Below are 17,910 nucleotides of genomic sequence, written 5' to 3'. Positions count from 1 at the left end.
TCCCTTATCAAAGCTCTTCAAGAATGATTTGATCATTCGTGTATACGCAAATTTCCCCGGCTACCTCAAGTGCAGCTCTTGCAATCTCCTTAGCTTCCATCGTATCATGTGCGTATTTTTTCAACGCTCTTCCCGCTGAAAGAGCATAGTTTCCTCCAGATCCAATCGCAAGGATGCCATCATCGGGTTCGATAACCTCACCAGTTCCGGAAACTAGAAGCAAATGCTCCTTGTTCATCACGATCAGCATGGCTTCCAGCCTCCTGAGAACTTTGTCGCTTCGCCATTCCTTAGCAAGCTCCACAGATGCTCTGCGCAGGTTCCCGTTGAATTCTTCAAGCTTTAATTCAAACATTTCAAAAAGGGTAAAGGCATCAGCCACTGATCCGGCAAAGCCCGCTAAGACGTTTCCATTAAAAAGCTTTCTTACTTTTCTTGCTGTATGCTTCATAACGACCGCTTGACCGAAAGTAACCTGGCCATCACCGGCCATCGCACATTTCCCCTCATGCTGAATGGCAAATATTGTTGTTGCGTGAAAAGATGAATTCATCTATAAGCCCTCCCTTTTTTATGCTCTTGGGTGATGAGACATATAAGAGTTTCTCAATTGATCTTTTGACACATGCGTATACACTTGAGTGGAAGAGAGGCTCGAATGTCCCAATAGCTCCTGAACGCTTCTCAAGTCTGCACCTTCATTTAATAGATGGGTAGCGAATGTATGCCTGAACATGTGCGGATGTATATGTAATGTACCTGAAGCCTTTTTGATTAAAGCGGTTAATATATAGCGAACACCGCGGCTCGTTAATGGGCCTCCCTTTTGATTGGCGAATACAAAGGAATGCTCATCCTTGCCTTTTGACAAAAGCTGCTGCCTGCCTTGTGAAAGATAAAGCTCCAAAGCACCCTGGGCATAGGAACCAATCGGAATATATCTTTGCTTTTTTCCTTTCCCATAAACAAGCACGGTACCCAGAGACAAATCAATGTCCGAAAGCTTAAGTGAACAGCATTCGCTGACACGTATACCGGTTCCGTATAAAAGCTCTAAAAGAGCCTGGTCCCTCTGCCCGCTTGGAGTGCTCTCATCAGATAAATGAAATAGTTCTTCGAGTTCTTGACTATAAAGAAATTTTGGAATTCTTTTATCCTGTTTTGGAAGGCTGACCAATTGAAAAGGATTCTCATGCACAAGCCTTTCACGCAGCAGAAATCTATAAAAGCTGCGCAACGCTGATATTTTTTTCGCTATTGTTTTACGTGAAAGCTTTTTTTTGTATGCATTCGTCAAATAGATACGAATATCCTGATACGTTACCCTTTCAAACTGTTCAATGCCTTCGTTATTAATAAAAATGAAAAACTCTTCGAGCGCAGCCTTGTAACTCTCAACAGTAAGCTGAGAATAATTTTTTTCAATTTGCAAATATTCAAGGAATAAATCAATACAATTCTCTTGACTATTCATAAATCCACCTCTTTAAGGCTTTTAAATGGTATCACATTATCTATTGAGGATGCAATTAATTACTATAACGTTTTCGAAATTTTGCGAATTGTTTCCAATGCACGGTTAGCGTATTGTTCATTACGCTCCTGTTTGTTCTTGATTTTTACTTCCAACTCTTTAAGCAATCCAAAGTTAGCGTTCATCGGTTGAAAATTTTTCTTGTTGGTTGTCGTAATGTAATTGGCCATGCTGCCGATAACGGTTTCTGTCGGAAATACAATCTGATCTTTTTCAGCCGCAAGCCGAGAGCAGTTAATTCCAGCCACAAGTCCCGCAGCTGCAGATTCAACATAGCCTTCAACCCCAGTCATTTGGCCCGCAAAGAACAAATCTTCTCTTTCACGGAATTGATAGGTTGCTTTCATAAGGCTGGGTGAATTGATAAACGTATTTCTGTGCATAACGCCATATCTTACAATTTCTGCTTGTTCGAGTCCGGGAATGAGGCGCAATATTTCTTTTTGATCGCCCCACTTCAAATGTGTCTGGAATCCGACAATATTGTAAAGAGTTCCAGCAGCGTCATCCTGCCTAAGCTGGACAACAGCGTATGGACGTTTCCCTGTTTTTGGATTTTCAAGGCCTACAGGTTTCATCGGGCCAAACAGCATCGTTCGTTTGCCGCGTTTTGCCATCACTTCAATTGGCATACATCCTTCAAAAAAGATTTCCTTCTCAAACTCTTTTAACGGAACTGTTTCAGCTTCGATCAGCGCATTGTAAAAGCGATCGAATTCCTCTTCAGTCATCGGGCAATTTAAGTACGCAGCTTCTCCTTTGTCGTAGCGGGATTTTAAGTACACTTTGTCTAAATCCAGGCTGTCCTTTTCTACAATTGGCGCAGCTGCATCATAAAAATAAAGATATTCCTCACCTGTTAACTCCTTTAATTGGGCTGAAAGCGCTTCTGAAGTCAAAGGACCTGTAGCGATAATCGCCGGTTCATCAGGAATAGAGGTTACTTCATCTTGAAACACCGTAATGTTAGGGTGATTTCTTATGCTTGAAGTTACTTTTTCGGCAAATTCGTGCCGGTCCACAGCTAATGCTCCTCCTGCAGGAACCGCGCATTCATCAGCAGCAGCAATGATTAATGAATTAAGCATTCTCATTTCTTCCTTTAATACGCCAACTGCATTAGTTAGACTATTCGCTCTTAACGAATTGCTGCAGACAAGCTCGGCAAACTTATCGGTGTGGTGAGCGGGAGTTTTTTTCACCGGCCTCATTTCATAAAGCTCGACATGCATCCCGCGATTTGCAAGCTGCCACGCCGCTTCACTTCCTGCCAAACCTGCTCCTATTACTTTTACTGTCTTACCCATGATGGTTCACTCCTATTATAACTATTCTTTGACTTCACAAAAAGAAGGTGAGCAAATTCTCAGCTCACCGTTACTTCTGTTGTTCTTCCTTATAATCGCAATTGACACACTGAACTTGAACCCCTTTTTTCAGCTTTTTCTCGACAAGCATTTCCTGGCATTTCGGGCATTTGCGTTCAAGTGGTTTATCCCATGAAACGAAATCACATTCCGGATAGCGATCACAGCCGTAAAATATCCGGCGTTTCTTTGATTTTCGCTCTACGATATTGCCTTTATTACACTTAGGGCACTTAACGCCGATTTCTTTCACTATCGGCTTTGTGTTTCGGCAGTCAGGAAAATTCGAGCAAGCCATGAACTTTCCGTAGCGGCCCATTTTATAAACCATCTCGCTGCCGCAGAGATCACAATCTACTCCAGCATACTCAGGTTTGATTTCAACCTCCTGCATTTCGGCTTCCGCCTTTATAACGCGCTTGGAAAACTCAGTATAGAATGAATCAATAATTTTCACCCATTCCGTGTTGCCGTCTTCAACACCATCGAGATCTTTTTCCATTTTCGCGGTAAACTCTACATTAATAATTTCAGGGAAAAACTCCATGATCAATTCCAAGACGATACCGCCGAGCTCTGTCGGAACGAAACGTTTATTATCAAGAGTAACGTAGCCTCTTCTCTGAATCGTATCCAGTGTAGGGGCATAGGTAGACGGCCTGCCGATTCCCAGCTCCTCAAGGGTTTTTACCAATCTTGCCTCTGTGTATCTTGGAGGCGGCTGGGTAAAATGCTGTGCTGGTTCGATATCTTTTGAAAGAACAGTGTCCCCGATGTTTAGATCAGGCAAAATCCGATCCTTTTCTTCGAGCTGGTCATCCTTACCTTCCACGTAAACCTTCATGAATCCCGGAAATTTCACCTTGCTGCCATTTGCGCGGAATTGCACACCGTTATTTAACAAATCTACGGTCATCGTATCCAATACAGCTGGTGCCATTTGGCTTGCCACAAAACGTTCCCAAATGAGACGATATAACCTGAGCTGATCTCTTGATAGCACATCCTTTAAATCGGCCGGTTTTTTTAATGTAGAAGTTGGCCGGATAGCTTCATGGGCATCCTGTGCATTTTCATTTTGCTTCGCAGGCTTCTTCTTTTGGGAAAGATACTCTTTTCCGTAGGCGCTGCTTATGAATCCTGCAGCTTCTTCTGCAGCTGTTGCAGAAATTCGGGTTGAGTCGGTTCTCATATATGTAATCAGACCGACTGTCCCTTCTTTTCCAAGATCGATCCCTTCATAAAGCTGCTGAGCGATCATCATCGTTTTTCTGGCCCTGAAATTCAGCTTTCTCGCTGCCTCCTGCTGAATGGTTGACGTAGTAAACGGCAAAGCGGGATTGCGCTTTCTTTCTTTTTTGGTGACATTTTCAACCTGAAACTGTTTTCCATTGATTTTTGCGAGAATTTTTTTTACATCTTCTTCGCTGCTCAATTTGGCTTTTTTGCCGTTTTCTCCGTAAAATCCGGCTTCAAACGTTTCTTTTCCTTTTAGAAAAGAGCCTTCAATTGTCCAATATTCTTCCGGTTTAAAGTTGTTGATTTCTTTTTCCCGGTCAATGACCAGCCTTAACGCGACTGATTGTACTCTTCCGGCGCTTAAACCCTTTTTTACTTTTTTCCATAATATTGGGCTTATTTTATAGCCGACCAGCCTGTCTAAAATTCGTCGGGCCTGCTGGGCATCCACTAAATCCATATTAATCATTCTTGGATGCTTGAACGATTCCTTGATGGCGTCTTTCGTAATTTCATTAAAAACGACACGGCAATCCGATGTCACATCGATGTCCAAGCTTTGTGCAAGATGCCAGGCAATGGCTTCCCCTTCTCGATCCGGGTCAGCTGCAAGAAAAATCTTTTTTGCTTTTTTTGCAGCGCTTTTTAAGTCTTTCAAAACCGGCCCTTTTCCACGTATTGTAATATATCTGGGCTCAAAGTTTTTTTCAATATCAACACCCATTTGGCTTTTTGGCAAATCTCTGACGTGACCCATAGATGCGCGAACCTTATATTTTTTCCCTAGGTATCTTTCGATGGTTTTCGCCTTTGCCGGCGACTCCACTATGACTAGATAATCTGACATTGCATAATCCCCCTCAAGAGGTAACTCTCTCTTTTTATATCAATCAATATTCGATATTTTATTCTTGCTCGCCAGTTGATCAAACAAGAAGGAATATTTTTATTTTCCATACTTTAATAGCTAATTATTAGTAAATCATTCGGTTCATTTTCAGGATAGTAAGCAATCCTGACACGACTTGTTGAAAAATAGTGCAAACATGAAATCCTCACTATTATTAAATAACCGAATGGCTTTTGTCAAACAATAATCTTACGAATGTTCCCAATAATGAACAGGTGATATCCGTAATTCTTCCATAACATCCTGTTTGGAAACAACTAATTTCGCGCCTTCCTGGATTAATTTGAATGGTCCAAGCGAGCAAGGATCAAAGATTGGGCCTGGGACCGCAAATACCTCACGCCCTTGTTCTAGAGCTTGATAAGCTGTAATCAATGATCCGCTTTTCTCTCTTCCTTGTATAACCACGATTCCCTTGCTTAATCCGCTGATTATTCGATTTCTCAATGGGAATTGCCATTTTTGGGGTGTTTCATATGGAGGATGCTCTGAGAGGAGCAAATGAGATTCTGCCATTTGTGAAGCAAGCTGGTGGTTTTCTTTCGGGTAAATATGATGAAATCCGCCTGCAATGACTCCTATCGTACTTCCGCCTGCTTGAATGGCAGTTTGATGAGCTAGTCCGTCAATTCCTTTTGCCAGTCCGCTTACAATGACGATCCCCTCTTCCGTAAGGTCTCTAACTAATGATCTTACCGCTTTTACTCCATAAGGAGAAGGGTGTCTCGTGCCGACGATACCGATGAGAGGATGATGATGCATGATTTCTTTTTTTCCTTTGGCAAATAAAACAGGTGGAGGATCATGAATGGACTTTAGCCAAAGAGGATATTCGTCTGAAGAAATTGGAATGGCTTCGATGCCAGAGGACTTTATGTCTGCCAGCGTTTGCTGCAAAATAGGAAATTTGCGTTCCAATTCGTAAGACAATTCACCCACTTTCGTTTTTCCATTCGAAAGAATTGATAACGGATGGAAGCTTTGAGGAGTAAGGGAAAGGGTGCTATCTTCTTTCCACCATTTGTAAAGCAGGGATGGAGACATAGTGTGCAGCAACCTTAATAATACTATTTTCCTGTCAGTGTTCAGTTCTTTCATTATATACCTCCTAAGAATGGTTATAAATAATCAGGAATAGCCCAAAATCAGCTATTCCTGTATCTGTATTAGTGGGTTTTGCATGTTTCAAATAATCCGCTCTCTTTAAGAACCTTAATCAGTGTTTCACCCATTACAGAAGGCGTTTCTGCAACCTCGATGCCGCATGCCTTCATCGTTTTCATTTTTTCTTCAGCAGTTCCTTTTCCCCCGGAAATGATCGCTCCTGCGTGGCCCATACGTTTTCCCGGAGGAGCCGTTTGTCCGCCGATAAAACCGACAACTGGCTTCGTCATATGGGCTTTCACCCACTCAGCTGCTTCTTCTTCAGCCGTTCCGCCGATTTCGCCAATCATGATCACAGCGTGGGTTTCTGGATCATTATTAAATTCGTTAAGAACATCGATAAAATTGGTACCGTTTACAGGATCTCCGCCAATTCCAACAGCAGTCGATTGGCCGACCCCCGCCTCAGATAGCTGATGAACCGCCTCATACGTTAATGTTCCCGAACGAGAGACTACGCCAACATGCCCTTTTTTGTGAATATAACCCGGCATAATGCCTATTTTGCATTCTTCAGGAGTTATGACTCCAGGGCAGTTTGGACCAATCAGACGCGTTTTTTTGCCTTCCATATACCTCTTCACTTTTACCATATCCAAAACAGGAATATGCTCCGTGATACAAATGACAATGTCAAGCTCAGCATCGACCGCCTCTAAGATCGCATCCGCAGCAAACGGTGCCGGAACATAAATGACTGATGCATTCGCACCTGTATTTTTCACTGCCTCTTCGACCGTATGAAATACTGGAACTCCTTCAACCATAGTACCGCCTTTTCCCGGTGTGACTCCGGCAACAATTTTTGTCCCGTAGTCAAGCATTTGCTTCGTATGAAATAAAGCAGTAGAACCGGTTATCCCTTGGACGATTACTTTCGTATCTTTATTAACAAATACACTCATTTTTTCTCCCCCCGCCTTTTCTTACTTGACCAACGAAACGATTTTTTGCGCACCGTCTGCCATCGATTCAGCCGATGTAATGTTTAGACCCGATTCATCTAATAATCTTTTGCCTAATTCAACATTCGTTCCTTCCAAACGTACAACAAGCGGAAGCGTTAAGCCTGCTTGCATCGTCGCCTCGATTATGCCTTCTGCAATGACGTCACATTTCATAATTCCCCCGAAAATATTGACAAAGATCCCCTTTACATTTTTGTCTGATAATATAATTTTAAATGCTTCAGATACTTTTTCAGCTGTAGCGCCGCCTCCAACGTCAAGGAAGTTCGCAGGATCCCCGCCATAGTATTTAATAATATCCATCGTCGCCATGGCTAGACCCGCTCCATTCACCATACAGCCGATATTGCCATCCAAAGAGATGTAGCTTAAGTCGTGCTTTGATGCTTCGATTTCCTTCGGATCCTCCTCGTCGAGATCTCTGAACTCGACGATATCCTTTTGCCTGTACAGCGAATTGCTATCAAAATTAAGCTTGGCGTCAAGTGCGATGACATTGCCGTCACCAGTTACAACAAGCGGATTGATTTCAGCAATCGAACAATCTTTTTCAATAAAAGCTTGATAGAGTGCCATCATAAATTTTACAGCTTTTCCGACGAGTTCTTTTGGAATATTAATAGAAAACGCAATTTTTCTTGCCTGGTGTGCCTGCAAGCCGATGGCCGGATCAATCGTAATTTTCATAATCTTTTCCGGAGTTTTTTCTGCGACTTCTTCAATTTCGGTACCGCCTTCTTCAGAAGCCATGAGCACGACTCTTGATGTGGCCCGGTCAAGTACAAGACCAACGTAATATTCCTTCTTGATGTCGCAGCCCTCTTCAATAAGTAAGCGTTTTATTAATTGTCCCTCCGGACCCGTTTGATGCGTGATCAACGTTTTGCCGAGAAGTTCTTTTGCATATTCCCGGACTTCTTCTTTCGATTTTGCAATCTTTACCCCTCCGGCTTTTCCTCTGCCGCCTGCATGAATCTGTGCTTTTACAACAAATACATTGCTGGTCAAGCTTTCAGCTGCTTGAACCGCTTCATCCTCTGAAAATGCTACTGCCCCATTAGGCACGGCTACCCCATAATTTCTGAGGACTTTTTTCCCTTGATACTCATGGATATTCATTTCCCATCCTCCTCGCTTATGTAACGATAATAATAAGAGACTGCGCTTTCATTTTATATAATCCTAGATTGATTGTCTAGCATTAGTCCGAGATTTGCAAGGTTTGTTCGAAAATTCAATTTTTTATTTCGTAAAAAGATAAAATTCTAGTCTTTTGATGATGCTTCTTTATCCATACGATAAACAAATGAAAAAACCTCAGCTACTACCTCGTAAAGTGCCTCCGGGATCTGTTCATCAACCGTTAAGTTTTTCATTAATTGGACAAGCACAGGATTTCTTTCAATCGGTACGCCTGCTTCTTCTCCAAGCTTAATAATTTCTTCTGCAAGAAGCCCTTCCCCTTTTGCAGTTACTTTCGGGGCGAGGTCCTTTTGCTCATTGTATTTTAAGGCAACAGCCCTCCTGAGCTGGTGATCGTTTCTCATATTTTAATATCCCACCCTGTCTCACTAATATAGTCTTTTAATTCGGTTGCAAAAAAAGAACCTCTGGTTTTCTTTCTTTGTTTGGCGGTAATTCCGGTAAGGTGATAGCCAAGCGTAAAAAGACGATCTTTTAAATCCGGCGTCATCTGCTGGATCAATCCTATCAGTTCGAACTCGGCTTCCACTTTAAGTGATATTACTTTTTTTTGAATGAAACAGTCAACGATCATTTCTTTCAGATAAGGCAGCTGCAGAAAAAACACAAGACGGCACTGATCGAGATCAAGTTCATTGTTTTTATTTTTCTTGCCGTTATAAATGACTTTCATATCATAAGACAAACCGTTAAGCGATAATGGAAGGTGGATGAGAAGCTGTGTGGCGGTTTGGTCATCCTGAAGCACCAACAACTGTCCATTAAACCGGTTGATCATCTGTTCTGCTTTTTGCTGGACGTTCTCGGGGAGCTCCTGCGATAATGCCGCTTCATTTAATAACAGCTTTAGCGAATCGGTGATGGTATCCAACGGGAAGCTCTTTTTTCCTAATGAGCGAATAATTGAAAGCTCATGGCGGTGGCCAATTAATTCGTTGATCTTTCGGAGAAACGAGAGAAGGTCATTTTTGCCGATCGTCGGCGCCGTTTTCTCGGCTATTTGGCGAAATCGTTTTGCTTCCGATGGATGAAATATTTTTTGATCTGTCCAAAAAGAGGCTTGATCAGAAGCTGAACGAAGCAATTGAAATATTTGCTTCTCCATTGATATCCCGTTCGTGCCCGCAAGTTCAGCGATTTTCTTAAAGAGACGATATTCAACCTTGTGAAAAAGCTGAAAATCAGTCTGCCTTTCCAAATGGGGAAAAAAGACCCAATCTGATCTGTGGGCGATACAATTACGCTTTGCAGTCTGGCATAAGCCGCCACTTGTTTTTGCATAGTAGCCACGATTTCCGAAAAGTACTTCACCATTTTTTCCATGTACGAATTGATCACTATGAGAAATTGCAAGAAGTTGGTCTCTCATTCGTTGGAGCAAATGATTTTGCTGATGTGGCAGATTTTCTAACGCATGATGCAATTCAGCAAGTTCATCTGAAAGAGTAGACTCAGCTTTCAGTGAATGTAAGCTGTTCAACACCTTCGTTTCAATAGGAAAACCTTTTTTCAAGGTAAATTGAAGAGTATCGATCGCTTCTTCAGCCTCATGTGACGATATCCTGACAGCCAATTAACAGCAGCCTGCAGCTCTTCCTTTGTAAATGGCTGATTCGTTCCCAATAGTTGTGAAATAAGAGCGAGGTTCTCTTTCGTTTGACTCATGGACAGGCCGGATAATATGGTGGCTGCCGCATCCTTTATTGTTTTCGGCTCTTTTTTAAATGCTTGAATAACCTGCATGGTTCCTGCAGGCTCAGAAGTGTTTTTTTGGAAGTGAAAGAGATACGTATTTCCTAAGGTGAGAGAAATGTCCAATTTTGCCTTGATGAAAGAAGAGCCCACTTGAAGTACAGCATGCTCTTCTCCTGCAAACTTTACAACCTTGCCAAGCAGCAATTTTTTCTCACTGTTTGAGAGTGGAAGCTTCTCTGCATTTACAGTTGAGAAAGATTTTTCCAGATAACCAGTCAGCTGATTCAAAATCTATCATTCTCCTTGTCCATATGAATCTATCCCCTATTTCTGACAGGAGCAAAGCTGCGTCGGTGGATTGGAAGCGCACCGTAGGCGGCAATGGCCTCTAAATGCTCCTTTGTTCCATACCCCTTATGTTTTTCAAAGCCGTACTGCGGATATTTCCTTGCATAATCCATCATGATTTGATCTCTTGTTACTTTTGCAATGCATGAAGCAGCTGCAATCGATACGCTTTTTGAATCTCCTTTAATAATTGATTCCTGTGGAACGTTTACCTCCAAAGAAAGTGCATCTATCAGCATAAAATCCGGTTTCTGCTTCAGATTGGCCAGGGCCTCTTTCATCGCTGTTTTCGAGGCTTCATAAATATTGATTTTATCTATGGTTTCAGCCTCAACAATGCCGAGTCCAATGTCCAACGCTTCATTTTTTAGCAAATCATAAAAATACTCTCGTTTCTTTTGAGAGAGTTTTTTCGAATCTGTCAGTCCTAAAAACCTGTTTTCAGGATGCAATATAACTGCAGCGGCCACTACCGGTCCTGCCAGGGGACCGCGCCCTGCTTCATCTACGCCGGCAATCTTCTGATATCCGGACTTTTTGGCACTTGTTTCATAATTGTTCATCTCGTTCCATTGCTTTTGCAAAAGCTCATCTTGCAGCTTGTTTTTCTTCCATTTGCGGACAAGCTCTCTCACGCTTATCCTTTCATCGGCAGCAAACAATTCAATGGACGGATGGCTTGCTTCCTGAATGCTGTCTAATTCTTCCTTTATCTCTCTGACACTTTTTTTCAATGTTCCTTACTCCTTATGTATACTATCGGCTCATGAGGCATTCGAATGAAGCCTTTATTTGCCGAATCAATCAAATGGGTCTTCAAAAGAAATCGGGCCAAACTTATCCGTCCGCAAATCTCTAATAATCACTTCAGTTGTTTTATCATAGTTGATGGCGCCTCCGGCCATGAGACAGCCCCTGTTTTTCCCAATTTCATCAAATAGCTGTACTATATCTTCAGGCAAACTGTCCAAGTTGTACCTTTCCATTAGCCGTTCGGGGTTTTTTTCCTCAAAAAACCGCAGCACAAACACCGCAACGTCCTGAAGGTTAATGATCGCATCTTTTATAGCTCCAGTTGCGGCCAATTTTAATCCGACCTGCTTGTCCTCAAACTTCGGCCATAAAATTCCCGGCGTATCAAGAAGCTCAAGCTCCTTTCCAACCTTTATCCATTGCTGGGAGGTCGTGACACCCGGTCTGTCTCCTGTTTTTGCGATTGATTTTTTAGCAAGTTTGTTAATTAAAGTCGATTTCCCTACGTTAGGAATTCCTATGATTAATGCCCTGATCGCACGCGGTCTCACTCCTTTAGCTGCCATTTTCTCTATTTTGTCCTTTAGCAGCTCTTTAGAAGCCGGCACAATCCTGTTTAATCCAGTTCCATTTACTGAGTTAATCGAAATAGCAGGAATACCTTTGGATTGAAAATAATCAATCCATCCGGCTGTCACACGAGGCTCAGCCTTGTCAGCTTTGTTTAACAAAACGATTCTCGGTTTATTTTTCACGATTTCATCGATCATCGGGTTTCTGGATGCCAAAGGGATTCTTGCATCTACGAGTTCGTATACGATATCAATCAGCTTTAATTTTTCAGTGACTTCTCTTTTTGCTTTGGCCATATGGCCTGGATACCATTGTATGGTCATGTCCTTCATCCTTTTTATTAATTTAGCAGATATGTATATTTTTTAAGCGAAAGAATGTCAGTTGTATGTAAAAAAAGAGCCTGTTTTGTAAACAAGCTCTTTCCCTATGTTGCAATTATCGTCTGATTTCTTTAATACGTGCTGCTTTTCCGCGAAGATTACGCAGATAGTAAAGCTTAGCACGGCGGACTTTACCGTAGCGCACAACTTCAATCTTAGCGATTTTAGGTGTGTGCAATGGGAATGTACGCTCAACTCCAACACCGTAAGAAATCTTACGTACGGTGAATGTTTCGCTGATTCCTCCGCCACGACGCTTGATGACAACACCTTCAAATATCTGGATACGCTCACGGTTTCCCTCAACAACCTTCACGTGTACGCGAAGAGTATCACCGGGACGAAACGCAGGCAGATCTGAACGCAATTGTTCTTTTGTAAGTTCATCAATTAATTTTTGCATCGTAATTCAACTCCTTCCAACAGATGCTCTTGCAAGCTCTTTCCATTACAGCGGAACACCGTTTTCGTGGTCTAAACAATTATCTGTTTAAGCCACAGCTACTATCATATCACTTCTGTTGATACCATGCAAGATAGACTAGCTGTTTTTCCACTCGTCCACCCATCTTTTTTCTTGCTCCGATAAAGAATAAGAGTCAAGAAGATCTGGCCGTCTCGTATACGTTCTGCGCAGCGACTCTTTCCTTCTCCATTCTTCTATTTTTGCATGATCTCCGGAAAGCAGAACATCGGGAACCTTTAAACCTTCATAATCTGATGGTCTCGTATAGTGAGGGTGCTCCAAAAGGCCCGTGCTAAATGAATCCTGAATATGCGATTCTTCCTTGCCAAGCACTCCGGGCAAAAGTCGCACCACACTATCCGCCATTACCATTGCAGGCAGCTCTCCTCCGGTTAGGACAAAATCTCCGATTGACAGTTCATCTGTGACAAGATGGGTTCGGATTCGTTCGTCGTACCCCTCGTAATGGCCGCAAATAAACATTAGATGCTCTTCATTTGCCAATTCCTCCGCTTTTTGCTGAGTGAACCTCTCGCCCTGGGGACAGAGCAAAACGATCCGCGGAGGCTTTGATAAGGGTGCTGTGAGATGCTTTACTGCATCGAAGACCGGCTGTGCCTTCAATACCATTCCGGCCCCTCCTCCATACGGATAATCATCGACGGTTAGATGCTTATTCGCTGAAAAGTCCCTGAAATTAACGACCTGAAACTGAACCGCCTCTTTTTCTTGGGCTTTCTTAAGGATCGAGGATTGAAGCACGCCGTCAAACATTTCAGGAAACAACGTTAAAAAATCAATTTTCATTCGTCAAGCAGCCCTTCCATAACATGAATCTTAATGGTTTTGTCTTTAATATTGATCTCTTTTACGACCGATTCGATATAAGGGATTAACGCATCCTTGCCGTTTTTTCTGCCGATTACCCATACATCATTGGCTCCAGGAGTCAGGATTTCTTTCACCTTGCCGATTTCGCTTCCGTCTTCAGAAAATACGGTGCATCCGATAATTTCATGAAAATAGAATTCATCGTCGCCGAGTTCGCCAAGATCTTCCTCAGGAACTTTAATAATCGCATCTTTAAAAGCTTCAGCCTCAGATAACGAGGGGGCTTCTTCAAAGGCAAGCAGATCAAACTGCTTATGAATTCTGTGAGTTGATACAGTTACTTTTTTAGGCTCGTTTGAATCCTTTAAAAAAAGATAGAGCGTATTGCCAGGTTTATATCGTTCATCAGGAAAATCAGTTTTTGAGATGACTCGCACTTCTCCCTTAATGCCGTGTGTGTTTACGATTTTCCCGACGTTAAACCAGTTTCTCTGCATACTATGTTTTCCACCTCATCTTATTTCAATCACCGTTCCATTTTTCACCACAATGGTTTTCGACAGGATTTCATCATTCCACGAGTCTCCAACCGAAATGGTTGTAATGGCGTCCATTTCTTTTTCTTTGATTTCACTTCCGAGCGGCAGCGTATTTACTTGGCTCAGTTGAAAATCGATCATTTTTATTTTATCCTGCCGCTTTTCAATTTCTTTTTTAAATTGGGCAGTAATGGTTTGGCTCAGATTCTCTTTTTCATGTTTTCTCAGTTGGAAATATAGCTGGTTGCACTCTCTTTCAAGGGTGTTTTTTTTATCTTCAAACCCGTCTAAAAGCTTTTTTTTGCTTTGTTCAGTTAATACCTGCATGACCGTGACGCGCTGAATGATTTGCAACACCACACAACCCCCTTTTAGGCCTGAGTATTCGCTTTCTATTTTAAGCCCTCTGTTTTAGGAAAGCAAAAAAAGCCGATGATTAGAAAAACTCTTGTTCTTTCAATGAATAAGAATTTTTCTAATCACCGAAGAAAATTTGGCCTAAAGCAACCACATAAAAAAGGGAAGGTTATTTAACCTCTCCCTTTCCCTTAGAAATCTCAAGCCGAATTTTTTTAGAAGAACGGGCTCCGGCTGCAGCTAATACAGATCGTATTGCTTGAGCAGTCCGGCCCCCTTTACCGATTATTTTGCCAATGTCATGTTCGCTGACTGATAGTGACAAGGAAACGTTATGGCTTTTTTCAACCATTTCAACCCTTATTTCCTCAGGATGATCAACAAGCGGGGTAACGATGGCTGTAACCAGCTCTTCCAGATTCACTTGCATTATTTAGCGGCGTTGCCTTGTTTTGCATTGTGGAATTTTTCTAGAATTCCTTGCTTTGAGAAAAGATTTTTCACTGTATCAGAAGGCTTTGCACCTGTTAATAGCCATTTAAGAGCAAGCTCCTCGTCAATTTTCACTTCTTGCGGAGTAGCAACCGGATTGTAAGTTCCTACTGTTTCAATGAAACGACCGTCACGCGGTGAACGAGAATCTGCGACTACGATACGATAAAAAGGAGATTTTTTTGCTCCCATACGTTTTAAACGAATTTTTACTGCCATTTTACTAGCACCTCCGAAAATATTTCAACAAGATAGTATATTAACAATGATAAAACTGTTTGTAAAGTGTTTTTTCTTAACACAAGTGATTTTTTACATAAAGGGCAGCTTAAAGCCTTTTTTCTTGCCTTTAGACATATTTGTCATTTGCTTCATCATTTTTTTCATTTCTTCAAACTGCTTAAGCAGCCTGTTTACTTCCTGAACCGATGTTCCGCTGCCATTTGCGATCCGTTTTTTTCTACTCGCGTTAATGACCTCAGGCTGTTCTTTTTCTTTTGCGGTCATCGATTTGATGATCGCTTCGACATGATTCAGCTGCTTTTCATCCACCTGAATGTTTTTCATGCCTTTCATTTTGTTAGCCCCCGGCATCATTTGGATTAACTCATCCAATGGCCCCATGCTTCTGACCTGTCCGAGCTGCTCCAGAAAATCATCGAGCGAAAAACTCATCGTTTTCATCTTTTTTTCGAGCTCTCTTGCTTTATCTTCATCCACATTTGCCTGAGCTTTTTCGATCAGGGTGAGAACGTCACCCATGCCAAGTATGCGTGAGGCCATGCGTTCTGGATGAAACGGCTCAAGCGCATCGAGCTTTTCGCCCATACCGGCAAATTTAATCGGGGTATTGGTCACGGCGCGAATCGATAAAGCAGCTCCGCCGCGTGTATCGCCATCGAGTTTTGTCAGAACCACACCAGTAATGCCGAGCTGTTCATTAAAGCTCTTCGCAACATTGACTGCGTCCTGCCCGGTCATGGAGTCTACCACAAGGAAAATTTCCTCAGGGGAAGACACTTCCTTCACCTGTTCGAGCTCATTCATTAAGTCATTATCAATATGCAGGCGTCCTGCGGTATCGATAATCACATAATCATGATGATCTTCTTTTGCTTTTTCAATCGCTTTTTTGGCAATTTCAACCGGGCTGACCTGATCCCCCAATGAAAAGACTGGCATGCTTAACTGCTTTCCTAGCGTTTCAAGCTGTTTAATCGCTGCAGGCCTGTAAATATCGGCTGCAACGAGTAGCGGATTCCGATTTTGCTTTTTACGTAGCAAATTCGCAAGCTTTCCAGTCGTTGTCGTTTTCCCGGCACCCTGCAGCCCGACCATTAAAATAACAGTAGGGGTGCGTTTGGAAACGGCAATTTTGCTTTCTTCACCGCCCATTAAGGCAGTAAGCTCTTCTTTTACGACCTTGATGACCTGTTGGCCGGGAGTCAAGCTTTTCATTACTTCCTGGCCTACAGCCCGTTCGCTTACTTTTTTGATAAAATCCTTTACAACCTTAAAGTTGACGTCCGCTTCGAGTAGTGCTAAGCGCACATCTCTCATCATTTCTTTGACATCTTGCTCTGAAACCTTGCCTTTGCCGCGGATTTTTGTAATTGTCTGTTGCAGTCGGTCGGCCAATCCTTCAAATGCCATCGTTTTGCCGCCTCCTAATCTGATTTCTCAAGCGCCTCAATGAGAGCTACAGCCTCATCGCTGTTTTCTGCATAAGCTACGCAGGCTCTTAACTTTTCATAAATCTCTTTGCGCTCTTGAAATTTTTTTAACAGAAGCAATTTTTCTTCATATTGTTCAAGCATCGCTTCCGTGCGTTTAATATTATCATACACAGCCTGTCTGGAAACTTCGTATTCTTCTGCAATTTCACCAAGGGAAAGATCGTCCAAATAGTAAAGTGACATATAGCTTTTTTGTTTGGATGTCAATAACGATTGATAAAAATCAAATAAATAGTTCATCCTGGTTGTTTTTTCAAGCGTCACGATGACTCTCCCCTTTTGTTAAGTTAAATCCCTTTACATATAGTAGTTTACGCTGTTTTCAATGTACTGTCAAGTTTTTATCTTGTCAGCAATATCTTCATTCTGCTTCCTTTTCAACAAGGTCAGAAAACAGTCCGTACACATATGATTCCGCATTAAACCTTTGAAGATCATCCATTTTTTCTCCTAAACCGACCAGCTTGACCGGGATCTTCAGTTCATTTCGAATCGCAAGAACAATTCCGCCCTTTGCCGTTCCATCGAGCTTGGTTAATACAATACCGGATACATTGGTCGCGTTAGCGAATTCTTTCGCCTGAACCATTGCATTTTGTCCGGTGGTAGCATCAAGGACAAGCATCACCTCGTGCGGGGCATCAGGGACTTCCCGCTCAATGACTCGCTTCACCTTTTCAAGCTCCTTCATCAAGTTTACTTTATTTTGCAGCCTGCCTGCAGTATCGCAGAGCAAAACATCTGCATTTCGAGCTTTTGCCGCCTGAAGTGCGTCGTAGATAACTGCTGCGGGATCAGACCCGGCTGCTTGCTTAACAACGTGAGTCCCTACGCGCTCCCCCCATACCTCCAGCTGTTCGATCGCACCAGCTCTGAACGTGTCGCCGGCTGCGAGAACGACCTTTTTGCCTTCCTTCTGCAGCAGATGGGCCAGCTTTCCGATGGAAGTCGTTTTTCCAACACCATTAACACCGACAAACAGTATAATGTTCAGGCGGTTTTCCGCGATGTTCAGCTCAGGCGATTTCTCGTCTGCGCTTTGATAAATATCGACCAGCTTTTCAGAAATGACTGCCTGCACTTCCCTCGGATCCTGTATGTTTTTTCTCTTAACCTCATCTTTTAATTCATCAACCAGCTCTAAAACCGTGGAGACACCAACATCGGCGCTGATTAATACTTCTTCGATCTCTTCAAAAAACTCCTCGTCTACTTTGCGGTAGCGGGAAACAATATCATTGACACGCTCTTGAAAGGAGTTTCTTGTTTTTTCAAGTCCCTCTTTAAATTTGCCGGATACACTATCCGTTTGTAACGAAATTTTTTCTTTAAGTTTTTTAAAAAAGCTCATT

General features: G+C 42.4%; 21 protein-coding genes. All 21 read right to left on the bottom strand.

The genetic code is table 11. From position 1 onward, the window contains the following. Positions 1 to 7 precede the first annotated feature (7 nt). A complete protein-coding gene (gene hslV / locus AM592_RS05170; protein ID WP_053602799.1) occupies positions 8 to 553 on the bottom strand; it encodes an ATP-dependent protease subunit HslV in 546 nt (181 codons plus the stop codon). An 18-nt stretch (positions 554 to 571) separates the two neighbouring features. Then, positions 572 to 1,474 carry a tyrosine recombinase XerC gene (xerC, locus tag AM592_RS05165; RefSeq protein ID WP_053602798.1) on the bottom strand — a complete coding sequence of 301 codons (903 nt, stop codon included), beginning with the start codon at positions 1,472 to 1,474 and terminating at the stop codon, positions 572 to 574. A 62-nt stretch (positions 1,475 to 1,536) separates the two neighbouring features. Beyond that, positions 1,537 to 2,841: an FADH(2)-oxidizing methylenetetrahydrofolate--tRNA-(uracil(54)-C(5))-methyltransferase TrmFO gene (trmFO, locus tag AM592_RS05160; RefSeq protein WP_053602797.1), complete on the bottom strand. Its 1,305-nt coding sequence runs from the start codon at positions 2,839 to 2,841 to the stop codon at positions 1,537 to 1,539. 70 nt (positions 2,842 to 2,911) lie between these two features. Next, complete coding sequence (gene topA / locus AM592_RS05155) at positions 2,912 to 4,987, bottom strand: type I DNA topoisomerase (protein ID WP_053602796.1); 2,076 nt, start codon at positions 4,985 to 4,987, stop codon at positions 2,912 to 2,914. A gap of 252 nt (positions 4,988 to 5,239) precedes the next feature. After that, entirely contained in the window at positions 5,240 to 6,148 is a 909-nt protein-coding gene (dprA, locus tag AM592_RS05150) for a DNA-processing protein DprA (RefSeq protein WP_053602795.1), read from the bottom strand. A gap of 68 nt (positions 6,149 to 6,216) precedes the next feature. Further along, positions 6,217 to 7,119: a succinate--CoA ligase subunit alpha gene (sucD, locus tag AM592_RS05145; protein WP_053602794.1), complete on the bottom strand. Its 903-nt coding sequence runs from the start codon at positions 7,117 to 7,119 to the stop codon at positions 6,217 to 6,219. A 21-nt stretch (positions 7,120 to 7,140) separates the two neighbouring features. Continuing rightward, positions 7,141 to 8,301: an ADP-forming succinate--CoA ligase subunit beta gene (gene sucC / locus AM592_RS05140; protein WP_053602793.1), complete on the bottom strand. Its 1,161-nt coding sequence runs from the start codon at positions 8,299 to 8,301 to the stop codon at positions 7,141 to 7,143. A gap of 146 nt (positions 8,302 to 8,447) precedes the next feature. Then, positions 8,448 to 8,729: an EscU/YscU/HrcU family type III secretion system export apparatus switch protein gene (locus AM592_RS05135; RefSeq protein WP_053602792.1), complete on the bottom strand. Its 282-nt coding sequence runs from the start codon at positions 8,727 to 8,729 to the stop codon at positions 8,448 to 8,450. After that, positions 8,726 to 9,958 carry a hypothetical protein gene (locus tag AM592_RS05130; RefSeq protein WP_148564313.1) on the bottom strand — a complete coding sequence of 411 codons (1,233 nt, stop codon included), beginning with the start codon at positions 9,956 to 9,958 and terminating at the stop codon, positions 8,726 to 8,728. Before AM592_RS05130 ends, AM592_RS05135 begins: the two co-directional genes overlap by 4 nt. Further along, complete coding sequence (locus AM592_RS05125; protein WP_053602790.1) at positions 9,895 to 10,368, bottom strand: hypothetical protein; 474 nt, start codon at positions 10,366 to 10,368, stop codon at positions 9,895 to 9,897. Before AM592_RS05125 ends, AM592_RS05130 begins: the two co-directional genes overlap by 64 nt. A 29-nt stretch (positions 10,369 to 10,397) precedes the next feature. Further along, on the bottom strand, positions 10,398 to 11,162 hold the full coding sequence (locus AM592_RS05120) for a ribonuclease HII (protein WP_053602789.1): 765 nt from the start codon (positions 11,160 to 11,162) through the stop codon (positions 10,398 to 10,400). 66 nt (positions 11,163 to 11,228) lie between these two features. Further along, entirely contained in the window at positions 11,229 to 12,077 is an 849-nt protein-coding gene (gene ylqF, locus AM592_RS05115; protein ID WP_053602788.1) for a ribosome biogenesis GTPase YlqF, read from the bottom strand. A gap of 115 nt (positions 12,078 to 12,192) precedes the next feature. After that, positions 12,193 to 12,540, bottom strand: a complete 348-nt coding sequence (gene rplS, locus AM592_RS05110; protein WP_053602787.1) for a 50S ribosomal protein L19 — start codon at positions 12,538 to 12,540, stop codon at positions 12,193 to 12,195. Positions 12,541 to 12,678: 138 nt separating this feature from the next. Continuing rightward, on the bottom strand, positions 12,679 to 13,410 hold the full coding sequence (gene trmD / locus AM592_RS05105) for a tRNA (guanosine(37)-N1)-methyltransferase TrmD (protein ID WP_053602786.1): 732 nt from the start codon (positions 13,408 to 13,410) through the stop codon (positions 12,679 to 12,681). Beyond that, positions 13,407 to 13,931, bottom strand: coding sequence for a ribosome maturation factor RimM (rimM, locus tag AM592_RS05100; protein ID WP_053602785.1), 525 nt, complete (start codon positions 13,929 to 13,931; stop codon positions 13,407 to 13,409). Before rimM ends, trmD begins: the two co-directional genes overlap by 4 nt. A 15-nt stretch (positions 13,932 to 13,946) precedes the next feature. Continuing rightward, positions 13,947 to 14,327, bottom strand: coding sequence for a YlqD family protein (locus tag AM592_RS05095; RefSeq protein ID WP_053605993.1), 381 nt, complete (start codon positions 14,325 to 14,327; stop codon positions 13,947 to 13,949). 172 nt (positions 14,328 to 14,499) lie between these two features. Beyond that, positions 14,500 to 14,760: a KH domain-containing protein gene (locus AM592_RS05090; RefSeq protein ID WP_082363740.1), complete on the bottom strand. Its 261-nt coding sequence runs from the start codon at positions 14,758 to 14,760 to the stop codon at positions 14,500 to 14,502. Continuing rightward, a complete protein-coding gene (gene rpsP / locus AM592_RS05085) occupies positions 14,760 to 15,041 on the bottom strand; it encodes a 30S ribosomal protein S16 (protein WP_053602784.1) in 282 nt (93 codons plus the stop codon). Before rpsP ends, AM592_RS05090 begins: the two co-directional genes overlap by 1 nt. Before the next feature lie 93 nt (positions 15,042 to 15,134). Continuing rightward, on the bottom strand, positions 15,135 to 16,475 hold the full coding sequence (gene ffh, locus AM592_RS05080; RefSeq protein ID WP_053602783.1) for a signal recognition particle protein: 1,341 nt from the start codon (positions 16,473 to 16,475) through the stop codon (positions 15,135 to 15,137). Positions 16,476 to 16,489: 14 nt separating this feature from the next. After that, positions 16,490 to 16,822, bottom strand: a complete 333-nt coding sequence (locus AM592_RS05075; protein WP_082363738.1) for a putative DNA-binding protein — start codon at positions 16,820 to 16,822, stop codon at positions 16,490 to 16,492. Between the two features lie 97 nt (positions 16,823 to 16,919). Next, complete coding sequence (ftsY, locus tag AM592_RS05070; protein WP_053602782.1) at positions 16,920 to 17,909, bottom strand: signal recognition particle-docking protein FtsY; 990 nt, start codon at positions 17,907 to 17,909, stop codon at positions 16,920 to 16,922. Position 17,910 lies beyond the last annotated feature (1 nt).

It is taken from the genome of Bacillus gobiensis (genome assembly GCF_001278705.1).
In the GTDB taxonomy this organism is placed as follows: Bacteria; Bacillota; Bacilli; order Bacillales; family Bacillaceae; genus Bacillus; species Bacillus gobiensis.
Note: the sequence above shows the minus strand (reverse complement) of the source record. Positions and strands in the feature narration are given on the sequence as shown.